Origin of the sequence: Cryptosporangium sp. NPDC048952 (genome assembly GCF_043197895.1) — a bacterium.
In the GTDB taxonomy this organism is placed as follows: domain Bacteria; phylum Actinomycetota; class Actinomycetes; order Mycobacteriales; family Cryptosporangiaceae; genus Cryptosporangium.
Genome location: NZ_JBICTY010000008.1, coordinates 169,483 through 188,852 on the forward strand (window position 1 = coordinate 169,483; position 19,370 = coordinate 188,852).

General features: G+C 68.7%; 17 protein-coding genes, 1 tRNA gene and 1 pseudogene. 10 read left to right on the forward strand and 9 right to left on the reverse strand.

Annotated features, from left to right (window positions below; all coding sequences use genetic code 11):
- Positions 1 to 97 precede the first annotated feature (97 nt).
- The gene (locus ACGFY5_RS37650) at positions 98 to 640 is read left to right on the forward strand and encodes a methyltransferase domain-containing protein (RefSeq protein WP_392728269.1); all 543 of its coding nucleotides are present in this window, start codon (positions 98 to 100) and stop codon (positions 638 to 640) included.
- A 60-nt stretch (positions 641 to 700) separates the two neighbouring features.
- Here the strand turns inward: ACGFY5_RS37650 and ACGFY5_RS37655 are convergent, their stop codons facing one another.
- The 4 genes from ACGFY5_RS37655 to dnaK are packed head-to-tail and all read right to left on the reverse strand — an operon-like array spanning position 701 to position 5,045.
- Positions 701 to 1,144 (reverse strand): heat shock protein transcriptional repressor HspR, encoded by a 444-nt coding sequence (locus ACGFY5_RS37655; RefSeq protein WP_392728272.1) that lies wholly within the window; start codon positions 1,142 to 1,144, stop codon positions 701 to 703.
- A complete protein-coding gene (gene dnaJ, locus ACGFY5_RS37660) occupies positions 1,141 to 2,346 on the reverse strand; it encodes a molecular chaperone DnaJ (protein ID WP_392728275.1) in 1,206 nt (401 codons plus the stop codon). Before dnaJ ends, ACGFY5_RS37655 begins: the two co-directional genes overlap by 4 nt.
- 18 nt (positions 2,347 to 2,364) lie before the next feature.
- On the reverse strand, positions 2,365 to 3,147 hold the full coding sequence (gene grpE / locus ACGFY5_RS37665) for a nucleotide exchange factor GrpE (protein ID WP_392728278.1): 783 nt from the start codon (positions 3,145 to 3,147) through the stop codon (positions 2,365 to 2,367).
- A complete protein-coding gene (gene dnaK, locus ACGFY5_RS37670) occupies positions 3,144 to 5,045 on the reverse strand; it encodes a molecular chaperone DnaK (protein ID WP_392728281.1) in 1,902 nt (633 codons plus the stop codon). The genes grpE and dnaK overlap by 4 nt, the downstream gene beginning before the upstream one ends.
- 285 nt (positions 5,046 to 5,330) lie before the next feature.
- On the opposite strand from dnaK, the gene ACGFY5_RS37675 reads away from it, so the two are divergent.
- The 5 genes and pseudogenes from ACGFY5_RS37675 (at position 5,331) to ACGFY5_RS37695 (ending at position 12,813) form a co-directional block, all read left to right on the forward strand.
- Positions 5,331 to 7,193 (forward strand): serine/threonine-protein kinase, encoded by a 1,863-nt coding sequence (locus ACGFY5_RS37675; RefSeq protein WP_392728283.1) that lies wholly within the window; start codon positions 5,331 to 5,333, stop codon positions 7,191 to 7,193.
- 63 nt (positions 7,194 to 7,256) lie between these two features.
- Positions 7,257 to 7,553 carry a DUF4235 domain-containing protein gene (locus ACGFY5_RS37680; protein WP_392728286.1) on the forward strand — a complete coding sequence of 99 codons (297 nt, stop codon included), beginning with the start codon at positions 7,257 to 7,259 and terminating at the stop codon, positions 7,551 to 7,553.
- A 143-nt stretch (positions 7,554 to 7,696) separates the two neighbouring features.
- Positions 7,697 to 10,000: a (Fe-S)-binding protein gene (locus ACGFY5_RS37685; RefSeq protein ID WP_392728289.1), complete on the forward strand. Its 2,304-nt coding sequence runs from the start codon at positions 7,697 to 7,699 to the stop codon at positions 9,998 to 10,000.
- Positions 10,001 to 10,147: 147 nt separating this feature from the next.
- A pseudogene (locus ACGFY5_RS37690) lies at positions 10,148 to 11,446 on the forward strand (hemolysin family protein); the annotation flags it as partial.
- A gap of 338 nt (positions 11,447 to 11,784) precedes the next feature.
- Positions 11,785 to 12,813 carry a hemolysin family protein gene (locus ACGFY5_RS37695; RefSeq protein WP_392728291.1) on the forward strand — a complete coding sequence of 343 codons (1,029 nt, stop codon included), beginning with the start codon at positions 11,785 to 11,787 and terminating at the stop codon, positions 12,811 to 12,813.
- Positions 12,814 to 12,917: 104 nt separating this feature from the next.
- On the opposite strand, the gene dcd is transcribed toward ACGFY5_RS37695, so the two are convergent.
- The gene (gene dcd, locus ACGFY5_RS37700; RefSeq protein WP_392728294.1) at positions 12,918 to 13,499 is read right to left on the reverse strand and encodes a dCTP deaminase; all 582 of its coding nucleotides are present in this window, start codon (positions 13,497 to 13,499) and stop codon (positions 12,918 to 12,920) included.
- A 32-nt stretch (positions 13,500 to 13,531) separates the two neighbouring features.
- Entirely contained in the window at positions 13,532 to 14,677 is a 1,146-nt protein-coding gene (locus ACGFY5_RS37705; RefSeq protein ID WP_392728296.1) for a low temperature requirement protein A, read from the reverse strand.
- A 117-nt stretch (positions 14,678 to 14,794) separates the two neighbouring features.
- Between ACGFY5_RS37705 and ACGFY5_RS37710 the strand changes: the two genes are divergently transcribed.
- Positions 14,795 to 14,865: transfer RNA gene (locus tag ACGFY5_RS37710), tRNA-Gly, on the forward strand.
- A 208-nt stretch (positions 14,866 to 15,073) separates the two neighbouring features.
- Here the strand turns inward: ACGFY5_RS37710 and ACGFY5_RS37715 are convergent.
- Together ACGFY5_RS37715 and ACGFY5_RS37720 are read right to left on the reverse strand one after the other, a co-directional pair.
- On the reverse strand, positions 15,074 to 15,325 hold the full coding sequence (locus ACGFY5_RS37715; protein WP_392728298.1) for a hypothetical protein: 252 nt from the start codon (positions 15,323 to 15,325) through the stop codon (positions 15,074 to 15,076).
- Positions 15,319 to 16,059, reverse strand: a complete 741-nt coding sequence (locus ACGFY5_RS37720) for an SDR family NAD(P)-dependent oxidoreductase (protein WP_392728301.1) — start codon at positions 16,057 to 16,059, stop codon at positions 15,319 to 15,321. The genes ACGFY5_RS37715 and ACGFY5_RS37720 overlap by 7 nt, the downstream gene beginning before the upstream one ends.
- A 93-nt stretch (positions 16,060 to 16,152) precedes the next feature.
- Between ACGFY5_RS37720 and ACGFY5_RS37725 the strand changes: the two genes are divergently transcribed.
- From ACGFY5_RS37725 to ACGFY5_RS37735, 3 genes are all read left to right on the forward strand, one after another.
- Positions 16,153 to 17,670, forward strand: a complete 1,518-nt coding sequence (locus ACGFY5_RS37725; RefSeq protein ID WP_392728304.1) for an SDR family oxidoreductase — start codon at positions 16,153 to 16,155, stop codon at positions 17,668 to 17,670.
- Between the two features lie 93 nt (positions 17,671 to 17,763).
- Positions 17,764 to 18,195, forward strand: coding sequence for a MarR family winged helix-turn-helix transcriptional regulator (locus ACGFY5_RS37730; protein WP_392728307.1), 432 nt, complete (start codon positions 17,764 to 17,766; stop codon positions 18,193 to 18,195).
- Positions 18,196 to 18,248: 53 nt separating this feature from the next.
- A complete protein-coding gene (locus ACGFY5_RS37735; RefSeq protein WP_392728310.1) occupies positions 18,249 to 18,746 on the forward strand; it encodes a hypothetical protein in 498 nt (165 codons plus the stop codon).
- Here ACGFY5_RS37735 and ACGFY5_RS37740 read toward each other — a convergent pair.
- Positions 18,723 to 19,286, reverse strand: coding sequence for a hypothetical protein (locus ACGFY5_RS37740; protein ID WP_392728313.1), 564 nt, complete (start codon positions 19,284 to 19,286; stop codon positions 18,723 to 18,725). The two genes, ACGFY5_RS37735 and ACGFY5_RS37740, sit on opposite strands and share 24 nt — an antisense overlap.
- Positions 19,287 to 19,370: the final 84 nt, after the last annotated feature.

Consider the following 19,370-nt stretch of genomic DNA (forward strand, 5'->3'; position numbering starts at 1 on the left):
GAACGCTGGTCCGCCGCGCGCTTCCAGATCGCAACTGCCGAGAAACTCCCCTTCGCCGACGCCACACTGCACGGATATCGCGCCGACAAGGTCTTCCATGATCGCCGTCGCGAGCGAACGCTGGTCCGCCGCGCGCTTCCAGATCGCAACTGCCGAGAAACTCCCCTTCGCCGACGCCACACTGCACGGATATCGCGCCGACAAGGTCTTCCACGTCTTGGACGATCCAGCGCGGGCAATCGACGAGGCGCGGCGCGTCCTGGCTCCCGCCGGCCGGATCGTGCTGCTCGGGCAGGACTGGGACACGTTCGTCATCGACTCCGACGACCCCGCGCTCACCCGCACGATCGTGCACGCGGCCGCCGATCGGGTCCGCAACCCGCGGATCGTCCGCCGCACCCGCAACCTGCTCGTGGACGCCGGCTTCACCGACGTCACCGTCGAGGTGCACACCTGGGTCTTCACCGACGCGACGCTGGTACCGATGCTGGCCGACCTGGCCGGGAAAGCCCAGCAGAACGGCGCAATCAGCGAAGCGCAGGCCGAATCGTGGGTCGGCGAGCAGCGCGAACGGGCCGAGCACGGGCGCCTGTTCCTGGCCCTGCCCCTGTTCGTGACCGCGGCCTCAGTCCGGACATGAAAAAAACCCGCCCGGGGTTCTGCCCCGGGCGGGCCATGTTCGATCAACAGCGCCGTCAGTTCAACGTCCTCGTGGACGCCAGACAGGCAGCACCGTCTGGCTCAGCGGTACCAGCTCACCGCGGTAGGGCATCGCGGCCCGCGCCTCGGCGGCCTCGCGTCGCGCCATCCGCAGCTCACTCACCAGCTCCTCGACCTGCTCCTCGAGGTCACGCACCTGCTTGGTCAGCGCGATGATCTGCTTGATGCCGGCGAGGTTGACGCCCTCCTCCTGGGAGAGGCGGGAGATCTCACGCAGCAGTACGACGTCGCGCGCGCTGTAGCGGCGACCGCCGCCGGCCGACCGGCCGGGCTGCACGAGCCCGAGCCGGTCGTACTGACGCAGGGTCTGCGGGTGCATGCCCGACAGCTGGGCCGCCACCGAGATGACGAAGACAGGGCCCTCGAAGGCCACGTCGATCTCGATTTCGATCTCGGGGTTGAGACGCTTCGCGGCTTCGCTCATCGTGCTCCCTCCCGTTCCAAATGCGCCCGAGGATTACCCGGCGTAGCTGCGGCGAAATCCGCCAGCGCCTTCCGGGCAGCCTCGTTGAGGTTCTGGGGAACCTCAACCTCGATGGTGACAAGCAGGTCACCGGGAGGGGAATCGCCCTTACGGACGCCCTTGCCCCGCACTCGCATGATTCGTCCGCTCGGGGTGCCCGGCGGGATCCGCAGCGTCACCGACCCGTCGAGCGTCGGCACACGGATCTCCGTACCCGCGACCGCCTCGGGGAAGGTGACCGGGACGGTGAGCGTCAGGTTCAGCCCGCTCCGCCCGAACAGCGAGTGCCCGCGGACGTGGACCACGACGTACAGGTCACCGGGAGGGCCGCCGCGCTGACCGGGCTGGCCCTTGCCCTTGAGCCGGATCCGCTGGCCATCACTGACGCCGGCCGGGATCCGCACGTGCATGGTGCGGGTCTTGGTGACCCCGCCGCTGCCCTTGCAGTCGGCGCACTTCTCGTCGACCACGGTGCCCGCACCCTGGCATTCACGGCACGGCTCGGAGAACGAGAACGCGCCCTGGTTGCGGCTCACCAACCCGGTGCCGAGGCACAGCGGGCAGGTGCGCGGCTTGGTGCCGGGCTTGGCACCGCTGCCGTGGCAGGTCTCGCAGACGCCCGGCGCGTGCAGCCGCAGCGGGACGGTCACACCACGAGCGGCCTCGGAGAAGTCGAGCGTGGCTTCGGTCTCGATGTCACCGCCGCGATTGGACGAGCCGGGCTGCCTGCTGCCACCGAACATGGCGCCGAACAGGTCGCCCAGGCCGCCGCTGCGGGCGCGGTGCGCCCCACCGGCAGGCCCCGGGGCGCCGGCACCGCCGGCGCCCTGCGAGGCGTTGAACAGATCCGTGAAATCGAACGGCACCCCGCCCGGACCGGTGCCCCCGAACCCACCGGCCCCGGCCTGGCGCCGGAACGCGCCAGACCCGAAGAGCGTGCGCGCCTCGTCGTACTCGCGGCGCTTCCGCTCGTCGGACAGGACGCCGTAGGCCTCGGAAACTTCCTTGAACCGGGCTTCGGCCTCGCTGTTGCCGGGGTTCTTGTCAGGGTGCAGGTCACGCGCGAGCTTGCGGTACGACCGCTTGATGACGTCCGGAGAAGCGTCCTTCGACACGCCCAGAACTGCGTAGTAGTCCTTCTCTATCCAGTCCTTGGTACTCACCGGGCGCGCCTCCCTTCGTCACTCGGCGGACGACTCACCGGACGTCTCGACGCCACCATTATTTCCGGAGTCGGAGCTCGGATTCTCCGGGTCGGCCACGGCGACCATCGCCGCACGCAGCAGCCGGTCGCCGAGCGAGTAACCCTTGCGCAGCACCTCGATGCACGCCGTCTCGGTGACGTCGGGACTCGTGGTGTGCGCGACCGCCTCGTGGAACGTCGGGTCGAAGGGGTCACCCTTCTCGCCGAACGCGTTGAGCCCGAGCTTGGTGAGGATCGCAACCAGTTGCTCGGCCACCGCACCGAAGGGACCGGTGAGATCGCCGTGCGCCCGAGCCCGATCGAGGTCGTCGAGAACCGGGAGCAGCGCGGTGAGCACCGCGCCGGTGGCCTGCTCGGCCACCACCTGCCGGTCACGCTCGACCCGTCGCCGGTAGTTGGCGTATTCAGCCGTCACCCGCTTCAGGTCGGCGGTGCGCTCGGCAAGCTCGGTCGTCAGCTTCGCCAAATCACTGCCGTCAGCTATCTGTTCCGTAGTCTCCGTCGCACCCATACCGCCTCCTTCCCCCACGCTGTCGTGCGCCCCGGCCGAGGAACCAGCCGGAGCGTCGACACCTGTGCCGCCGTCCGACGGACCATCCGCCGCGGGGGCGGCGGAGGCCGAAGCCCCCGCCGAATCCCCGCTGAGGCTGGACACCGAGACCTCCCGCGGCGCCCCGGTCTCCGGATTGATGCGGCGCCGGTCGCGGATCACGACCTTCGGCTGCTGCTCCTCGGAGTGCCCGTCGTTCGTCGTGCTCACTTCTGAGCGCCCCCGCGGTTCTCGTGAGCGCCACCGCGGTTCTCGTCGTCGACGATTTCGGCGTCGACGACGTCGTCCCCACCGGTGGGGGCGGACGGCGGAGGCGTGGTGCCACCAGCGGTCGGGCCCTCGCCGGCCTCGGCCGCACCGGTCGCGGCCTGGGACTGCGCGTACATCGCGGTACCGACCTCCTGGGAGATCTTCGCGACCTTCTCCTGCGCCGACTTGATCGCCTCGAGGTCGGTGCCACCGAGAGCGGACCGGAGCTCGGACAGCGCTTCGGTGAGCTCGACCTTCTTGTCGGCCGGGATCTTGTCGCTGTTCTCGGCCAGGAACTTCTCGGTCTGGTACTGCAGGGACTCGGCGACGTTGCGCACCTCGGCCTGCTCGCGACGCTGCTTGTCTTCCTCGGCGTGCGCCTCGGCGTCGCGCATCATCTGCTGGATGTCGTCCTTGCTGAGCGCGGACCCACCGGAGATGACCATCTTCTGCTCACGGGCGGTCGCGAGGTCCTTGGCGGACACGTTCACGATGCCGTTCGCGTCGATGTCGAAGGTGACCTCGATCTGCGGGACGCCACGCGGCGCCGGCGGGATGCCGGTCAGCTCGAACATTCCGAGCTTCTTGTTGTACGCCGCCATCTCGCGCTCGCCCTGGTAGACCTGGATCTGCACGGACGGCTGGTTGTCGTCGGCGGTCGTGAAGATCTCCGAACGCTTGGTCGGGATCGTCGTGTTCCGCTCGATCAGGCGGGTCATGATGCCGCCCTTGGTCTCGATGCCCAGCGACAGCGGCGTGACGTCGAGGAGCAGGACGTCCTTGACCTCGCCCTTCAGGACACCGGCCTGGAGCGCGGCACCGACGGCCACGACCTCGTCCGGGTTGACGCCCTTGTTGGGCTCCTTGCCGCCGGTGAGCTCCTTCACCAGGTCGGTGACGGCCGGCATACGCGTCGAACCACCGACGAGGACCACGTGGTCGATGTCGGCGACGCGGATCTGCGCATCCTTGATCGCCTGGTGGAACGGGCCCTTGCAGCGGTCGAGCAGATCAGCGGTCATCCGCTGGAACTCGGCGCGGGAGACGTTCACGTCCAGGTGCAGCGCACCGTTGGGCCCACCGGTGATGTACGGCAGGTTCACGTTGGTGGACTGCTGACCCGAGAGCTCGATCTTGGCGACCTCGGCCGCCTCGCGGATGCGCTGCATCGCGATCTTGTCGCTCGACAGGTCGATGCCGTTGGTGGCGGAGAACTGCTTGACCAGGTAGTCGACCAGGCGCTGGTCCCAGTCGTCACCACCGAGGTTGGTGTCACCGGAGGTGGCCTTCACCTCGACGACGCCGTCGCCGATCTCCAGCAGCGAGACGTCGAACGTACCGCCACCGAGGTCGAAGACCAGGATGGTCTGCTCGGTCTCGCCCTTGTCGAGGCCGTAGGCCAGCGCCGCCGCGGTCGGCTCGTTCACGATTCGCAGCACGTTCAGGCCGGCGACCTGACCGGCTTCCTTGGTGGCCTGCCGCTGGTGGTCGGAGAAGTACGCGGGAACCGTGATCACCGCGTCGGTGATCGGCTCGCCCAGGTACGACTCCGCGTCCCGCTTGAGCTTCTGGAGCACGCGGGCGCTGATCTCCTGCGGGGTGTACTTCTTGCCGTCGATGTCGACGGTCCAGTCCGTGCCGATGTGGCGCTTGACCGACCGGATCGTCCGCTCGACGTTGGTGACGGCCTGTCGCTTGGCGACTTCGCCGACGAGTACCTCGCCGTTCTTGGCGAAAGCGACGATCGACGGAGTGGTCCGCTTGCCCTCAGCGTTGGCGATGACCGTCGGTTCGCCACCCTCGAGGACGCTGACGACCGAGTTGGTGGTACCGAGGTCGATGCCGACCGCTCGTGCCATGGATCCCTCCTCCTAGGGGGTTGCGGAGCTTCTTTCGCTCCGCGCAGTTGTTACGACTGAGGCTCACTGAACTTGAGTCAACCTCGCGCAAGTTTGCTGATCGGCTCAACGATAGCTCGCCGTGTCTTGTTCCGCGCCAGCGGGGTCAGATTCGGACACGCCACCTCATCCGACTCGTTCTGGACGTACCCAGCCGCCCTTCCAAAAGCACCCAAAGGGGGGACACTGTCACCTGTCCGTCTTGTGGGTGACACGATTGCCGTCCGACGATCTAGCCTCGTGCCCGTGACGGACGGGGCAAACGGTCAACTCGTCGGAGGCCGATATCGGCTGGGCCCACACTTGGGTACCGGCGGCATGGGCACGGTGTGGCGTGCCACCGACGACCTGCTCCATCGTGAAGTAGCGGTCAAAGAGGTCCCGATTCCGGACGGCCTGCCGCCCAGCGAGGCCGAGCGGCTACGGGAGCGGTACCTGCGCGAGGCCCGTGCCGCGGCCCGCCTGCGCCATGCCGGTGTGGTCGGCGTCTACGACGTCATCCCCGAACCCGACCGGGTCTGGATCGTCATGGAGTTCATCGAGGCCCGCAACCTCGCCGAACTCCTGCGCCAGGACGGCCCGATGGCGCCGGAGCGCGCGGCGATGCTCGGCCTGCAGGTCCTCGACGCGCTCGACCACGCTCACCGGGCCGGCGTCCTGCACCGCGACGTGAAGCCGGCGAACGTCATGGTCTGCCGCGAGGAGCAGGGCGAACGGGCCGTCCTCACCGACTTCGGTGTCGCGTCCGTCGTCGGCGACGCCTCGCTGACCCGCACCGGCCACCTGGTCGGATCGCCGGCCTACCTCTCGCCGGAGCGGCTCACCGGCGGTGAGGTGGGGACACCGGCCGACCTCTGGTCGCTCGGGTGCACGCTGTTCGCCGCCGTCGAGGGCAAGGCGCCGTTCGTCCGCGACGAGCAGTTCGCGGTCATCACCGCGATCACGCTGGAGCCGGTTCCGCCCGCTCCCCGGGCCGGGAACCTGGCGCCGGTGATCGCCGGGCTGCTCGACAAGGACCCCGTCCAGCGCTGGGACGCCGCCCGCACCCGCGCCGCGCTGGGCCGGGTCGCCGACGGGATGCCGGTCGAGAACCTGTCCGCGACGTCCTGGGGTACTCCGCCGGTCAACGGCGAGCGGCAGAACGTCTGGATGCCCGGTGACCCGACCGGGCCGATCTCCGGCGGTCCCACCCCCGGGACGCCGCAGGAGTACCGGCTGGAGCCGAGCCCGCGCACCGACTGGACCCCGTCGCCGATCCCCGACCTCTCCGGACCGCGGCCGGTCTCCGGCAGCCCCGGGGTCAACGGCACCGGGCTCTACGAGTCGAGCGTCCGGCAGGTCTCGGGTGGCGCCGGACGGGTCACCGGCAGCGCACGGCCGACCTCCGTGCCCCCGGCCGGGTACGTCCACCAGCCGCGTCCCCCGGAGGAACCGCGGAAGAAGAGCCGCCTGGGCCTCTGGCTGCTGGCGGCCCTGCTCGTCGTTCTGCTCGCCGGCACCGCGGGGGTGGTGGCGAGGAAGAACGGCTGGTTGGACCTCTCCGGCGGCGCAGATCCGAGCGGCTCTCCGACGACGACGGCGGCCCCGTCGTCGTCACCAGGGAGCAGTGAGCCGGCCGCGAACACCTTCCGCGGCGACAAGTACACGGCGCGGTACCCGCAGACCTGGCAGATCTACTGCATGGAGGACCCGGCGGAGATCGCGAAGCAGGGCCACGACGGCTGCTACTTCGACCAGCTCACGCCCGCCCAGCACACCGACGACAACGTCTCCTTACGCCGGAGCCCGTACGTGCTGGTCATCGTCGGCAAGGCCGAGGGCACCGCGCTCGAACAGCTGCAGCGCGAGGAGGAGGCAGCGGCGGCGAAGGACGCGTTCCCCAAGTACGAGCGGGTCAACCTGGCGGAGCAGACCTACGGCGAGCATCGCGGCGCGGTTCTCGAGTTCACCCACGAGGGTGCTGTCATCAAACAGCAGCACCGGGTACGTATTTTCCGCTTCGTCCAGGACGGCCAGTTCTACGAGATCTCGCTCCGCTCCCCGCAGGCCTCGTACGACGACTATCTGCCGGGCTTCGAGCAGATCGCGGGCTCGCTCAGCCCGCTGTGATCCGCCTGCGTAGGGTTCCGCTCTAACGGGCAAGGGGAGTGCAGCTCGCACCGAGGAGGAACCGTGTCGGAGGACACCATCAGCGACAAGCTGATCTGGAAGGTCGTCGGAGGTGGCGCGGTCGCCGCCGCTGCCTTCGTCGCGAAGAAGAGCCTGGACGGCAGCTGGCGTGCCGTCACCGGCAACCCTCCGCCGAACAACCCGGAAGACCCCGACGTGGCCTGGAAGGAAGCAATCGGGTTCGCGCTTCTCTCCGGTGCGGTGATCGGTCTGGCCCAGTTGCTGGCCGCGCGGAACGCGGCGAAGTACTGGCGCAAGCGCAAGGGCGCCCTGCCGCCGGGTCTGCGCGACGTCGGCTGACAGCGTTAGTTTTTCCACAACGAGAGCGGTGTCACGTTACTGACGGGTATTGGCGGGCGTAAGGTACCGGCACGCCCGAAGTGCGCTCAACGCCGTGCTCGCCTAAGACTGGGCGCGCTGATCCCGCGGGAGGATCGTCAGCAATGGACGCCGTCCAGGTAGTGGCAGCGATAATCGCTCTCGGCGTGGCCGTCGTCGGCCTCGTCCTCTTCGTCCGCGCGATCATGACGATCGTGCGCACCATCAAGCTCGGTGCGCCCGATTACTCGCGGACGAACGACAAGGGCGACCGCACGAAGACGATGCTCCGCGAGTTCTTCGGTCACACGAAGATGATGAAGTGGCAGTCCGTCGGAATCGCGCACTGGTTCGTCGCGCTCGGCTTCATCCTGTTGGTCGCGACGCTGGCCAATGCGATCGGACAGCTGTTCGCGCCGCACTGGGTGCTGCCGATCATCGGCCACTTCTGGCCGTACGAGCTGATGACCGAGTTCTTCTCGGTGGCCACGATCGTCGGCATCGCGGCGCTGATCGTGATCCGGCAGCGGGCCCACCCGCGGAACCCGGAGCGCAAGTCACGGTTCGCCGGGTCGAACTTCTGGCAGGCGTACTTCGTCGAGTTCGTCATCATCGCGGTGCCGATCTGCATCCTGCTGATCCGCGGCTTCGAAGCGGCGCTCGCCGGCAAGGCCGACTCGTGGAGCATCCACTTCGCGTTCAGCTACCCGCTCGGCGCGGCGTTCAACGGCCTGTCCGCGGAGGCGCTCGAGACCGCGATCGTGCTCACCGCCGCGGTGAAGGTGATCATCTCGTTCGTCTGGATGATCGTGCTGGGCCTCAACCCCACGATGGGCGTCGCCTGGCACCGCTTCAGCGCGTTCTTCAACATCTTCTTCAAGCGCAACGCCGACGGCGCCGTGTCGCTCGGTGCGCTCCGGCCGATGACCAGCGAGGGCAAGCCGCTGGACTTCGAGGAGGCCGACCCGGAGAAGGACGTCTTCGGCGTCAGCCAGGTCGAGCACTTCAGCTGGAAGGGCATGCTCGACTTCACGACCTGCACCGAGTGCGGTCGTTGCCAGTCGCAGTGCCCGGCCTGGAACACCGCGAAGCCGCTCTCGCCGAAGCTGCTGATCACCAGCCTGCGTGACCACGCCTACGCCAAGGCGCCGTATCTGGCCGCCGGCGGCGGCAAGACCATGGAGGGCGAGGAGAAGGGGTCCGAGGAGCAACTCGCCGGAGTGCCTGCCACCGCGCTGGCCGAGGCCGAGCGTCCACTCATCGGTGACCTGGACTCGCTCGGCGTCATCGACCCGGACGTGCTGTGGTCCTGCACCACGTGCGGCGCCTGCGTCGAGCAGTGCCCGGTCGACATCGAGCACGTCGACCACATCGTCGACATGCGTCGTTACCAGGTGATGATCGAGTCCAGCTTCCCGTCCGAGGCCGGCGTGATGCTCCGCAACATCGAGAACAAGGGCAACCCCTGGGGCGCCAACCCGAACGACCGCGAGGAGTGGACCAAGAACCTCGGGTTCGACGTCCGCAAGATCGAGCAGGGTGAGCCGCTGCCCGAGGACGTCGAATACCTGTTCTGGGTCGGCTGCGCCGGCGCGCTCGAGGACCGCGCGAAGAAGGTCACCAAGGCCGTCGCGACGCTGCTGCACGAGGCGCAGGTCGAGTTCGCGATCCTCGGCACCGGCGAGACCTGCACCGGTGACCCGGCCCGCCGCATCGGCAACGAGTTCGTGTTCCAGATGCAGGCGATGCAGAACGTCGAAGTGCTGAACGCGGCGTTCGAGGAGCGTCAGCCCGGTGCGCGGAAGATCGTCGCGACCTGCGCACACTGCTTCAACACGCTCAAGAACGAATACCCGACGATCGGCGAGGACGGCGGCCATTACGAAGTCGTCCACCACACCGAGCTGCTCTCGACGCTCGTGCGCGACGGCAAGCTGACGCCGGTGACGCCGATCGAGCAGAACGTCACGTTCCACGACCCGTGCTACCTGGGCCGGCACAACCGGGTGTTCTCGGCGCCGCGCGAGGTGATCGGTGCCGTCGTCGACGCGTCGCCGAACTCCACCCTCACCGAGATGCCGCGGTTCAAGGAGCGCTCGTTCTGCTGCGGCGCCGGTGGTGCCCGGATGTGGATGGAAGAGCGCATCGGCAAGCGGATCAACGTCGAGCGCACCGAGGAGGCGCTGTCGACCGGCGCCGAGGTGGTCGCGATCGGCTGTCCGTTCTGCCTGACGATGCTCTCCGACGGTGTGACCGGGGCGAAGGCGGCCGGGACGGCGTCGGACGCGGTCGAGGTCATGGATGTTTCGCAGCTGTTGCTGAAGTCGATCCAGCCGGCGGCGGAGCCCGTGAAGCCCGCCGACACGCCGGTCGGCAACCCGGTGTCCGCCGAGGAGATCGGCCCCAACGAGCCGGCCTCCAATAACTAATTCTGCTGACGCACGGCGGTCATTCGAATACGGATGGCCGCCGTGTGTTGTACGGGGACTGATACGCGTGCCACAAGACATCGGGCCGTACCATTAGTTTTCGTGAGACCCCGACATAGTTGCCTCTGGAGTAAGAGGTGACCGGTCATTGACGTTCTTCTACCCCTGATCGCGTTCGCCGCGCTGACCGCTGCGAACGCATTCTTCGTGGCTGCGGAGTTCTCGCTGGTCACCGTCGACCGCGCGAGCATCCAGGAGCAGGCCGCGGCGGGTGACCGGTCCGCACGACGGCTTTCCACCGCTTTGCATTCGCTCTCGTTCCAGCTCTCCGGAGCGCAACTGGGCATTACGCTCAGTGCGCTGCTCACCGGTTATCTGGCCGAGCCGGCGATCGCCGAGCTGATCGAGCCGATCATTCCCGGCAGCGAAGACGTCGCGGACGGCATCGCGGTCGCGCTGGCGCTGGTCATCGCGACGCTGATCTCGATGCTCTTCGGCGAGCTGGTGCCCAAGAACGCCGCGCTGGCCCGCCCGCGTGGCCTCGCGCTCTGGACCGCCGGTCCGCTGCGCATCTTCTCGCTGGTGCTCCGGCCGATCATCGCGCTGCTCAACGGCACCGCTAACGTCATTGTCCGGCGCCTGGGCATCGAGCCGCAGGAGGAGCTGGCCAGCGCCCGATCACCCGAGGAGCTCGGGCTGCTCGCGGCTATCTCGGCCCGGGCCGGCGCGCTGCCCACCGAGACCGCCACGCTGCTGCAACGCACGATCCGGTTCGGCGACAAGCGGGCCGCCGAGGCGATGACGCCCCGCGTGGACGTCGTCGGGTTGGAAGCCACCGCGACGGTCGACGATCTGCTCGCCCTCGCCACCGAGTCCGGCCACACCCGGTTCCCGATCTACATCGACACGCTCGACCAGGTGGTAGGCGTTGTCGGCGTGATCGACGCGCTGAGCGTGCCGGCGCAGCGTCGCGGCGAGACGCTGGCCCGGTCGATCAGCCGTGACCCGGTGCAGGTGCCCGACAGCCTCGATCTGGACGCCGTGCTCGCGGCACTGCGCGCGGGCAACGCCGAGATCGCGATCGTCGTCGACGAGTACGGCGGCACCGACGGCATCGTCACGACCGAGGACTTGGTGGAGGAGCTCGTCGGCGAGATCGACGACGAGTACGACCCGCCGACCGGCCTGGACGTGCCGCGGATCACCGCGCCGGACGCCGACCGGGCCGTGCTGGTGCCTGGTGTGCTCCGTGAGGACGAGCTGGCCGAGCAGACCGGGTTCCGGCTGCCGGACGGCCCGTACGAGACGCTGGCCGGGTTCGTGATGTCGCGGCTGGGACACATCCCGGTCGAGGGTGAGCGGGCGGAATACAACGGCTGGACGTTCACCGTCACGTCGGTGGAGCGGCACCGGATCGAACAGGTGAAGGTCCGGCCGTCGCCGGACTGGCTCGAGGAGCGTCGCGCCCAGGCGGCGGAGGCAGCCGCGGCCCGGGCGGGGGCCGACCCCGCGACAGCGGGCGGCGGAGCCGCCGCGGCCCGGGCTGCGGGCGACTCGGCGGCCGGCGCGGCCGGCGCGGCCGGCGCGGCCGGCGCGGCCGGCCCGGAGCGCGGAGCCGATACCGCGGTCAGTGATGCCTCCGACGCCGCGGTCAGTGATGCCTCCGACGCCGCGGGCGGCGAAGCCGCCACCGCGAGCGGCGAACGCGGTGAGGGCGCTTCACGTGCGGTGGGCAGCCCCATGGCGTCGTCAGAGCCTTTGTCCGTGACCCGAGGGAAGGCTCAGTGAGCACGCTCAACCTGGCTGTGACGGTTCTGCTGCTGCTCGGCAACGCGTTCTTCGTGGGTGGCGAGTTCGCGCTGATCGCGTCGCGGCGGACGCAGCTGGAGCCGCTCGCGGCGCTGGGGTCGCGACGGGCGGCGGCGGCGCTGAAGGCCATGGGGCAGATTCCGCTGATGATCGCCGGTGCGCAGCTCGGCATCACGATCTGTTCGCTGGGGCTGGGTGCGATCGCCGAACCGACGCTGGCGCATCTGCTCGAGTCGCCGTTCCACTCGCTCGGGATGCCCGACGACCTGCTGCATCCGGTGGCGTTCGTGCTGGCGCTGGCGATCGTGGTGTTCCTGCACACGGTGCTCGGCGAGATGGTGCCGAAGAACATCGCACTGGCCGGTCCGGAGAAGGCCGTCATGTGGCTGGGCGCCCCGATGTTGTGGTTCGCGCAGGCCACGAAGCCGATTCTGGTGGCGTTGAAGTGGATGTCGCGCACGCTACTCGGGTTGCTGGGGATCGAGTCGCAGGACGCGGTGAAGACCGTTTACACCGCTGACGAGCTGGCGAGTCTCGTGGCGGAGTCGCGGACCGAGGGTCTGCTCGACGCGGAGGACCACCGGCGCATCACCGGTGCACTCTCGCTCGCCGAGAAGACCGCCGGCACGGTGGCGGTGCCGTGGCCGCAGGTCGACACCGTGAACGAGGAGATCAGCCCGGCCGCGCTGGAGGTGCTCGCGACGCGGGTGCGCCGGTCGCGGTTCCCGGTGGTCGACCGTTCCTCGTTGGAGATCGTCGGGTTCGTGCACGTCAAGGACGTGCTGAGGATGAGTGGGGCGGAGCGTCGTGCGCCGCTGCCGCCGTCGTCCATCCGGACGCTGAAGGCGGTGCCGCCGTCGACGACGCTCGCCGATCTACTGGTGTTGATGCGGCGGGAGCGGGTGCATTTCGTGCTGGTCACCGATGGGGTGACGCCAGTTGGTGTCGTGACGCTGGACGACGTGCTGCACGCAGTTTTCGGCGAGGCGCCGGCTGTGGCGTGAACACTTTGGGGGCCCATACGCCCCCACTGTGTTCAACGCTCGGCTCGCCGAGGTGTTCAACGCTCGGCTCGCCGAGGTGTTCAACGCTCGGCTCGCCGAGGTGTTCAACGCTCGGTGGACCAGGTCCGGAAGTTCTTCCACGAGCGGGACGGTGTGGGGCCGCGCTGGCCCTGGTACCGGGAGCCGAAGACCGCTGAGCCGTAGGGTTCCGTGGCCGGGCTGGAGAGTCGGAACAGACAGAGCTGCCCGATCTTCATGCCCGGCCAGAGCGTGATCGGCAGGTTCGCGACGTTGGAGAGTTCCAGCGTCACGTGGCCGGAGAAGCCCGGATCGATGAAGCCCGCGGTGGAGTGGGTCAGCAGGCCGAGGCGGCCCAGGCTGGACTTGCCCTCGAGGCGGCCCGCGAGGTCGTCCGGGAGCGTGACGAGCTCCAGCGTGGAGCCGAGCACGAACTCACCGGGGTGGAGGACGAACGGACTTTTGTCCGGGGTTTCGACCAGCTCGGTGAGGTCGTCCTGCTGCTCGGACGGGTCGATGTGCGTGTACTGCATGTTGCGGAAGACCCGGAACCACCGGTCGAGGCGAACGTCGACGCTCGACGGCTGGATGAGCTCCGGCTCGTACGGATCGAGGCCCAGCCGGCCGGCGTCGATCTCGGCGCGGAGGTCGCGGTCGGAGAGCAGCATGCACGCACCCTATCGAGCAGGCCCGGGTCGGCTTACCCCGCCGACCGCCGGTACCAGACCCGAGCGCCGTAGGTCGCCGGTACGGCCAGTGCGACCAGGCAGGTCAGCAGCGCGAGCGTCGGGGACCAGTGCAGCGGCAGCAGCGCGACCGCGGCAAGTCCAATGCCCAAGGCGACCTTCAGTCCCGGGCTGAACACCGGGTGCGTCGGCTCGTCCGTTTCCCGCTCGAGCGTGATCTCGAGGATGCCGATCGCCGCCAGCCCCGCCCCCACACTGACGAACAGTTCAGCCGGGACGTCGTGACCGGTCAGAGCGATGCTCACCATCGCCCCGGCCACGGTGATCGCGAGCAGAGCCGCCAGGTGCAGGTAGACCCAGCCGAGCGCGGTGGCGATCGCCTGCCGGGCCGGACGGCGAGCTACGAAGTCGAAGTAGAGCCACCAGAACGCGAAGCAGATAGCCAACCCGAGAACGCCGCTGGCCAGGTGCTTCTCTGCGTCCGCGAGCCCGTGGATGACGCCGACCACTGCTTCGCCGAGCACGATCATCGTGAACAGGCCGAACCGTTCCGGCCACTTCGAGCGACTCAACGGCGGCAGCGCGCTCTGCTGCCTGGTGGTGAGTACGGGCGTCACGATTTCGACGAGCACCGCGACGCCGAAGAGCGCGATGCGGAGCGCGTGGTCGGTCGCCAGGCTCGCCGCGATCAGGCCCGCTGCGATGACGTACCCGGACGTGAAGCGCAGCGCGATCGGGAGGAAAGTGCGTTCGTGCACGGCCGCGCGGAGCCAGAGCGCGATGTTCAGTGCTCGCGCGGCCAGGTACGAGCCGGCAAAGCCGAGGTAGTTGTCCTCGAGGCCGTGCGGCGCCCAGATGGCGAGGCCCGCCACGGTGACCAGCGCGAGAAACGTGAACAACCGGTTCTCGAGGCCGTCGGTCTCGAACCGTTCGGTGTAGTACGTGAACGCGTTCCAGACCCAGAAAACTGCCGCGAACTGCAGGGCGAAGCCTGGAAGGTGGTGCGGGTCGTGGGCGAGATCCTCCGCGAGGATCCCGATGATCACGACGAAGACCAGGTCGAAGAAGAGCTCGAGCCAACCGACCGGGCGGTGTAAGCCGTCCTCCTCGTCGCGGCGGAGTTCGGCGCGGCGCCAGTAGCGCACGGTGGGCTGGCTCATGCTGTCTCCCCGTAGTTGCTTGCGATGATTACAGCGTTGCAAGCAGGTAAGCACAACGGGGTTCTTGCGGGGTCGCTGCGTCATCGCGCGCGGGAAGGCGCTAAAGTAGCGAGCGCCGCGGGTGTAGTTCAATGGCAGAACATCAGCTTCCCAAGCTGACAGTGCGAGTTCGATTCTCGTCACCCGCTCAAGTGGAGGGGTCGTGTGTCAGCGGAACGCGCTGACCGGGGCCCCTTTCGCATTCCGCCCCGGGGCCGAGCCCCGGACCCCACGGTGCGAGTGGTGCGGGTCAGCCGGTGGTGCGGGTCAGCCGGTGGTGCGGGTCAGCCGGTGGTGCGGGTCAGCCGGTGGTGCGGGTCAGCCGGTGGTGCGGCTCGGGGGGAATGGCGGCGCGGCTCACGGCTGCGTCAGGATCGCGAAGTCTCTTATCCGGTCTTCGGCGTTCCAGGAGCGGCAGAGCTCCTCCAGGATCGCTAGCTCGGACGGGGTGATGGGTAGCTTCCAGCTGAGCAGTCCGTCGGCCAGGAAGTCGAGCGCGAACTCGGGCTCGCCGGCGCCGGCGAGGTCCTTCACGGAGTCCAGGAACCCGTGTGAGCCCTCGCGCGCGATGATCGAGTCGACGACGCCGACGAGGGTCTTCGCTACCACGGGATGACCTCTCGGTCCTGCCACAGCAGGCCCGTCGGGGCGGGCGTGCCGTCGGGCTGGGCCGCCGGGCGGGTGCAGAGCCAGATCACGGTCTCGGCGCCCTCGGCGGCCGAGCGGGGGGCGTCGGTGCCGCCCATGTCGGTGCGGCTGCGACCGGGTGCGGCCGCGTCCACGAAGACGCCTCGGCGCCCCAGGCCGGTCTCGTAGGCGAAGTTGCGGGTCAGTGCGTTCAGCCCGGCCTTCGCGACGCGGTACGGCGCCACACCGCCGGTAGTGCCGGGACCGGTCATCCGCCCCTCGTCGGCGGAGATGTTCACGATCCGGCCGCTCCGGCGGGCCATCATCGCGGGCGCGAACGCCTGGATCAGCAGGAACGGCGCATCGAGCACCACCGCCGAGACCGAGCGCCACTCGGAGTACGTCGCTTTCAACGTCTTCGACCCCCGGCCGCCCAGGATCCCGGCGCCGTTGACCAGCAGATCGACGTCACCCAGTTCGGCGAGCTTCTCCGGCAGACGCGCCACCAGACCGGGTTGGCCCAGGTCGCACGGGGCCGCGACCGCGTCGATGCCGTCGGTGCGCAGCTTGAACACCGCCTCGTCCAGGCGTTCCGGGTTCCGGGCGACGCACACGACGGTGGCACCCTCCCGTCCCAGCCCGGCTGCGACCTCGTAGCCGATGCCCCGGCTCGCGCCGGTGACCACCGCGAGCTTGCCGTCCAAAGTCCGCTCCACGCGTCAAGCCTTCCGAAGATTCGGGTCGGCCGCCAAGTCGACCCGCAGGCGGTTCAAAATGCGGACCCGGACATACCGCGTGAAGATCGTTCTATGCGCATACTCGTGACGGGCGCTACCGGCTACATCGGTGGACGGTTGGTGCCCAGACTGCTCGAACAGGGGCACGAAGTCCGCTGTCTGGCCCGGACACCGGCCAAACTGCGGGACGTTCCCTGGGCCCGGAAGATCGAGATCGTCCAGGGCGACGTCACCGACCCCGACTCGCTGCAAAAAGCCACCGAAGGCATCGACGTCCTCTACTACCTCGTCCACAGCCTGGGCACGAAGGGCTTCGACGACCTCGACCGCCGAGCGGCGGAGAGCGTTGCCGACGCTGCCGCGGCTCAAGGCGTCAAGAGGATCGTGTACTTGGGCGGGCTGTACCCGAAGGATGTGCCCGCGACGGAGCTGTCGCCCCACCTGCGGTCCCGGACCGAGGTCGGGCAGCTCCTGCTCGACTCGCCGGTGCCGACAGTGGTGCTGCAGGCAGCGGTGATCATCGGATCGGGGTCGGCGTCGTTCGAGATGCTGCGTTACCTCACCGAGCGCCTCCCGGCGATGGTGACGCCTCGCTGGGTACGCAACCGGATCCAGCCGATCGCGGTCCGGGACGTGCTGCGCTACCTGGTGGCGTGCGCGGGCCTGCCGGAGGACGTCAACCGTGCGTTCGACATCGGTGGGCCGGACGTCCTGACCTACCGGGACATGATGCAGCGGTACGCACGGGTCGCCGGCCTGCCCCGGCGGGTGATCGTGCCGGTCGGGGTGCTGTCACCGACGCTGTCGGCGCAGTGGGTCAACGTCGTCACGCCGGTGCCGCGGGCGATCGCGGTTCCGCTGGTGCAGTCGCTGATCCATGAGGTCGTCTGCACCGAGAAGGACATCGCCCAGTACGTGCCGGACCCGCCGGAAGGCCTGACGCCCTACGATCACGCGGTCGAGCTGGCACTGCGCCGCATCCGCGACGACGCGGTGGAGACGACGTGGGCCTGGGCTTCGACGCCGGGGGCGCCGAGTGATCCGCTGCCCAGCGACCCGGATTGGTCGGGCGGTAGCGCGTACACGGATGTGCGCGAACGGGTGACCGAGGCGTCGCCGGGCACCCTCTGGAGGGTCGTCGTCGGCATCGGCGGCGAGAACGGCTGGTATTCGTTTCCGCTGGCCTGGTCGATTCGGGGCTGGATGGACCGGATAGTGGGTGGCGCTGGGCTTCGCCGCGGACGCCGCGACCGCGACGAGATCTACGTCGGCGAGGCCCTGGACTGGTGGCGGGTCGAGGAGATCGAGCCCGGTCACCTGCTGCGCCTCCGAGCGGAGATGCGCGTGCCGGGCCGGGCCTGGCTGGAGCTGACCGTCACGCCCGACCCCGCCGGCGCCCGCTACCGGCAACGGGCGGTCTTCCTGCCGCGCGGGCTGGCCGGGCACGCCTACTGGCTGGGGATCGTGCCGTTCCACGGGATAGTTTTCGGCGGTATGGTCCGGAACATCACCCGTGCGGCGGAGCGGATGGAAGCCGGCGAACCGCTGGTCGCGCCCACTGGGTTGCCGCTGCAAACACCCATCCGATGAGCTAACCCAAGAATCTGCTGAGCAGCGAACCCCCCGACTAGATACCTGCAAGTACCCTGCTCGGAATACCTGTGACCCGACGGAGGAACGCCGGTGAGCGAGCAGGACCACGACCGGGTGGAGCGAGAACTGTCGCTCCTCATCCGGCAGGCGCGGACACTGATGGTGACCAGCGCGTCCACGGTCCACGCCGGGCTGGAACTCAGTGCGTACGCCACCCTTCGGTTGCTCGACACCGAGGGGCCGCTGCGAGCGTCGACGATCGGCGAGCGTTTCGCGCTCGACAAGTCGACGGTCAGTCGCCAGTTGAGCCGGCTGATCGACTGGGGCCTGGTCGAACGGACGCCGGACCCGTCGGACGGCCGCGCGCACCTGGTGGCGATCACGCCCACCGGGCACGCCCGGCTGACCGGCGTGAGTCAGCAGCGCAAAGGTGAGATCCGACGGCTTCTCGAGCAGTGGGACGAGAAGGACGTCGCCGAGTTCGGTCGTCTTCTCGAACTCTTCAACCAATCAAACAGCTGAGGCTGGGGAAGACTGTAGTCAGGTGAGTTACGCCTGACGAGGAGAGAACACGGGTGCGACGTAGAAATTGGCTGGCGATCCAGGTCGAGCTGATCGCCGGCCCCGGAGGCCCGCTGTGGCCACGTCCGGGACGGCTGTTCGCCGTGGCACGTTCGCACTCGTTCGCGGAGTTCGCCACCGCCGTCGACAGTGCGCTCGGCCGATGGGACCTGCCCAAGCCCGCGGAGTTCGTCCTCGAGGACGGTCCGCTGGAGGACGCCGAGCTGAACAAGATCGGCGAGCTCAACCAGGGTGACAAGTTCGCGTACGTCTTCGACAAGGACGACGCCTGGCAGCACCTGTGCACGGTCATCGAGCGTCCGTTCGACCCGCGCAAGACGCTGCTGGGCGAGCCGCCCGAACTGCCGACGCCGTACTGGGGCTGGGGTTCGCTGCCCGACCAGCACGGTCTGCGCTGGGTGAAGGACGACGGCCACAAGCCGGGGCCCCGCCAGCCCGCGCAGCCGTACGACGACCTGCCCCCGCTGCTACCAGGTTGGGGCGCTGAGTGAATTCAGCCGCTTCTTGTGGCTGCTGCGCCGGAGGCCGGTCACCAGCGCGATGATGCCGCCGATCGTGATGCCGATGCACGGCAGACCGATCAGCGCCGCGATTCCGCCGCCGATGCCGCCGGCGAGCTTGCCGAGTTCCGGCTCGGGCCCGATCGCGTAGGTCGGCACGCTGCAGTTGACGTCGTACGACCCGGTGGTGACGACGGTCAGGTTCTTCAGGTGCACCCACTCCCGGCCGCCGCGGGTGAACGAGAACGTCGTCGGTGGGTTCACGGTCCTGACCTCGTCGTCGACGACGCAGCTCTGGGACGAGTCGACCGGCACGTAGAGGGCATAAGTACGGCCGGTCGCGAGCTGTACCGACGACTGCTGGTTGCCGGTGTACGTACCGTCGAAGTCAGGCACGGACTTCGCCGCGGTGACCACGCCGATGGCGAACCCGCCGATGCCGATCGCCGTGAACAGCACGGCGATGACGACGGCGACGACGTACCAGCGACGACGTGGCCGGAGCTGACGGGAGTCGACCGGGTAAGCCATGAGCGTATGGTGCCCTGCCGCCGCAAAGTTGAGTGGAATACACTCAAGTTTGTTGCCGTTGGTCGGAACGATAGCCCTTCGTCT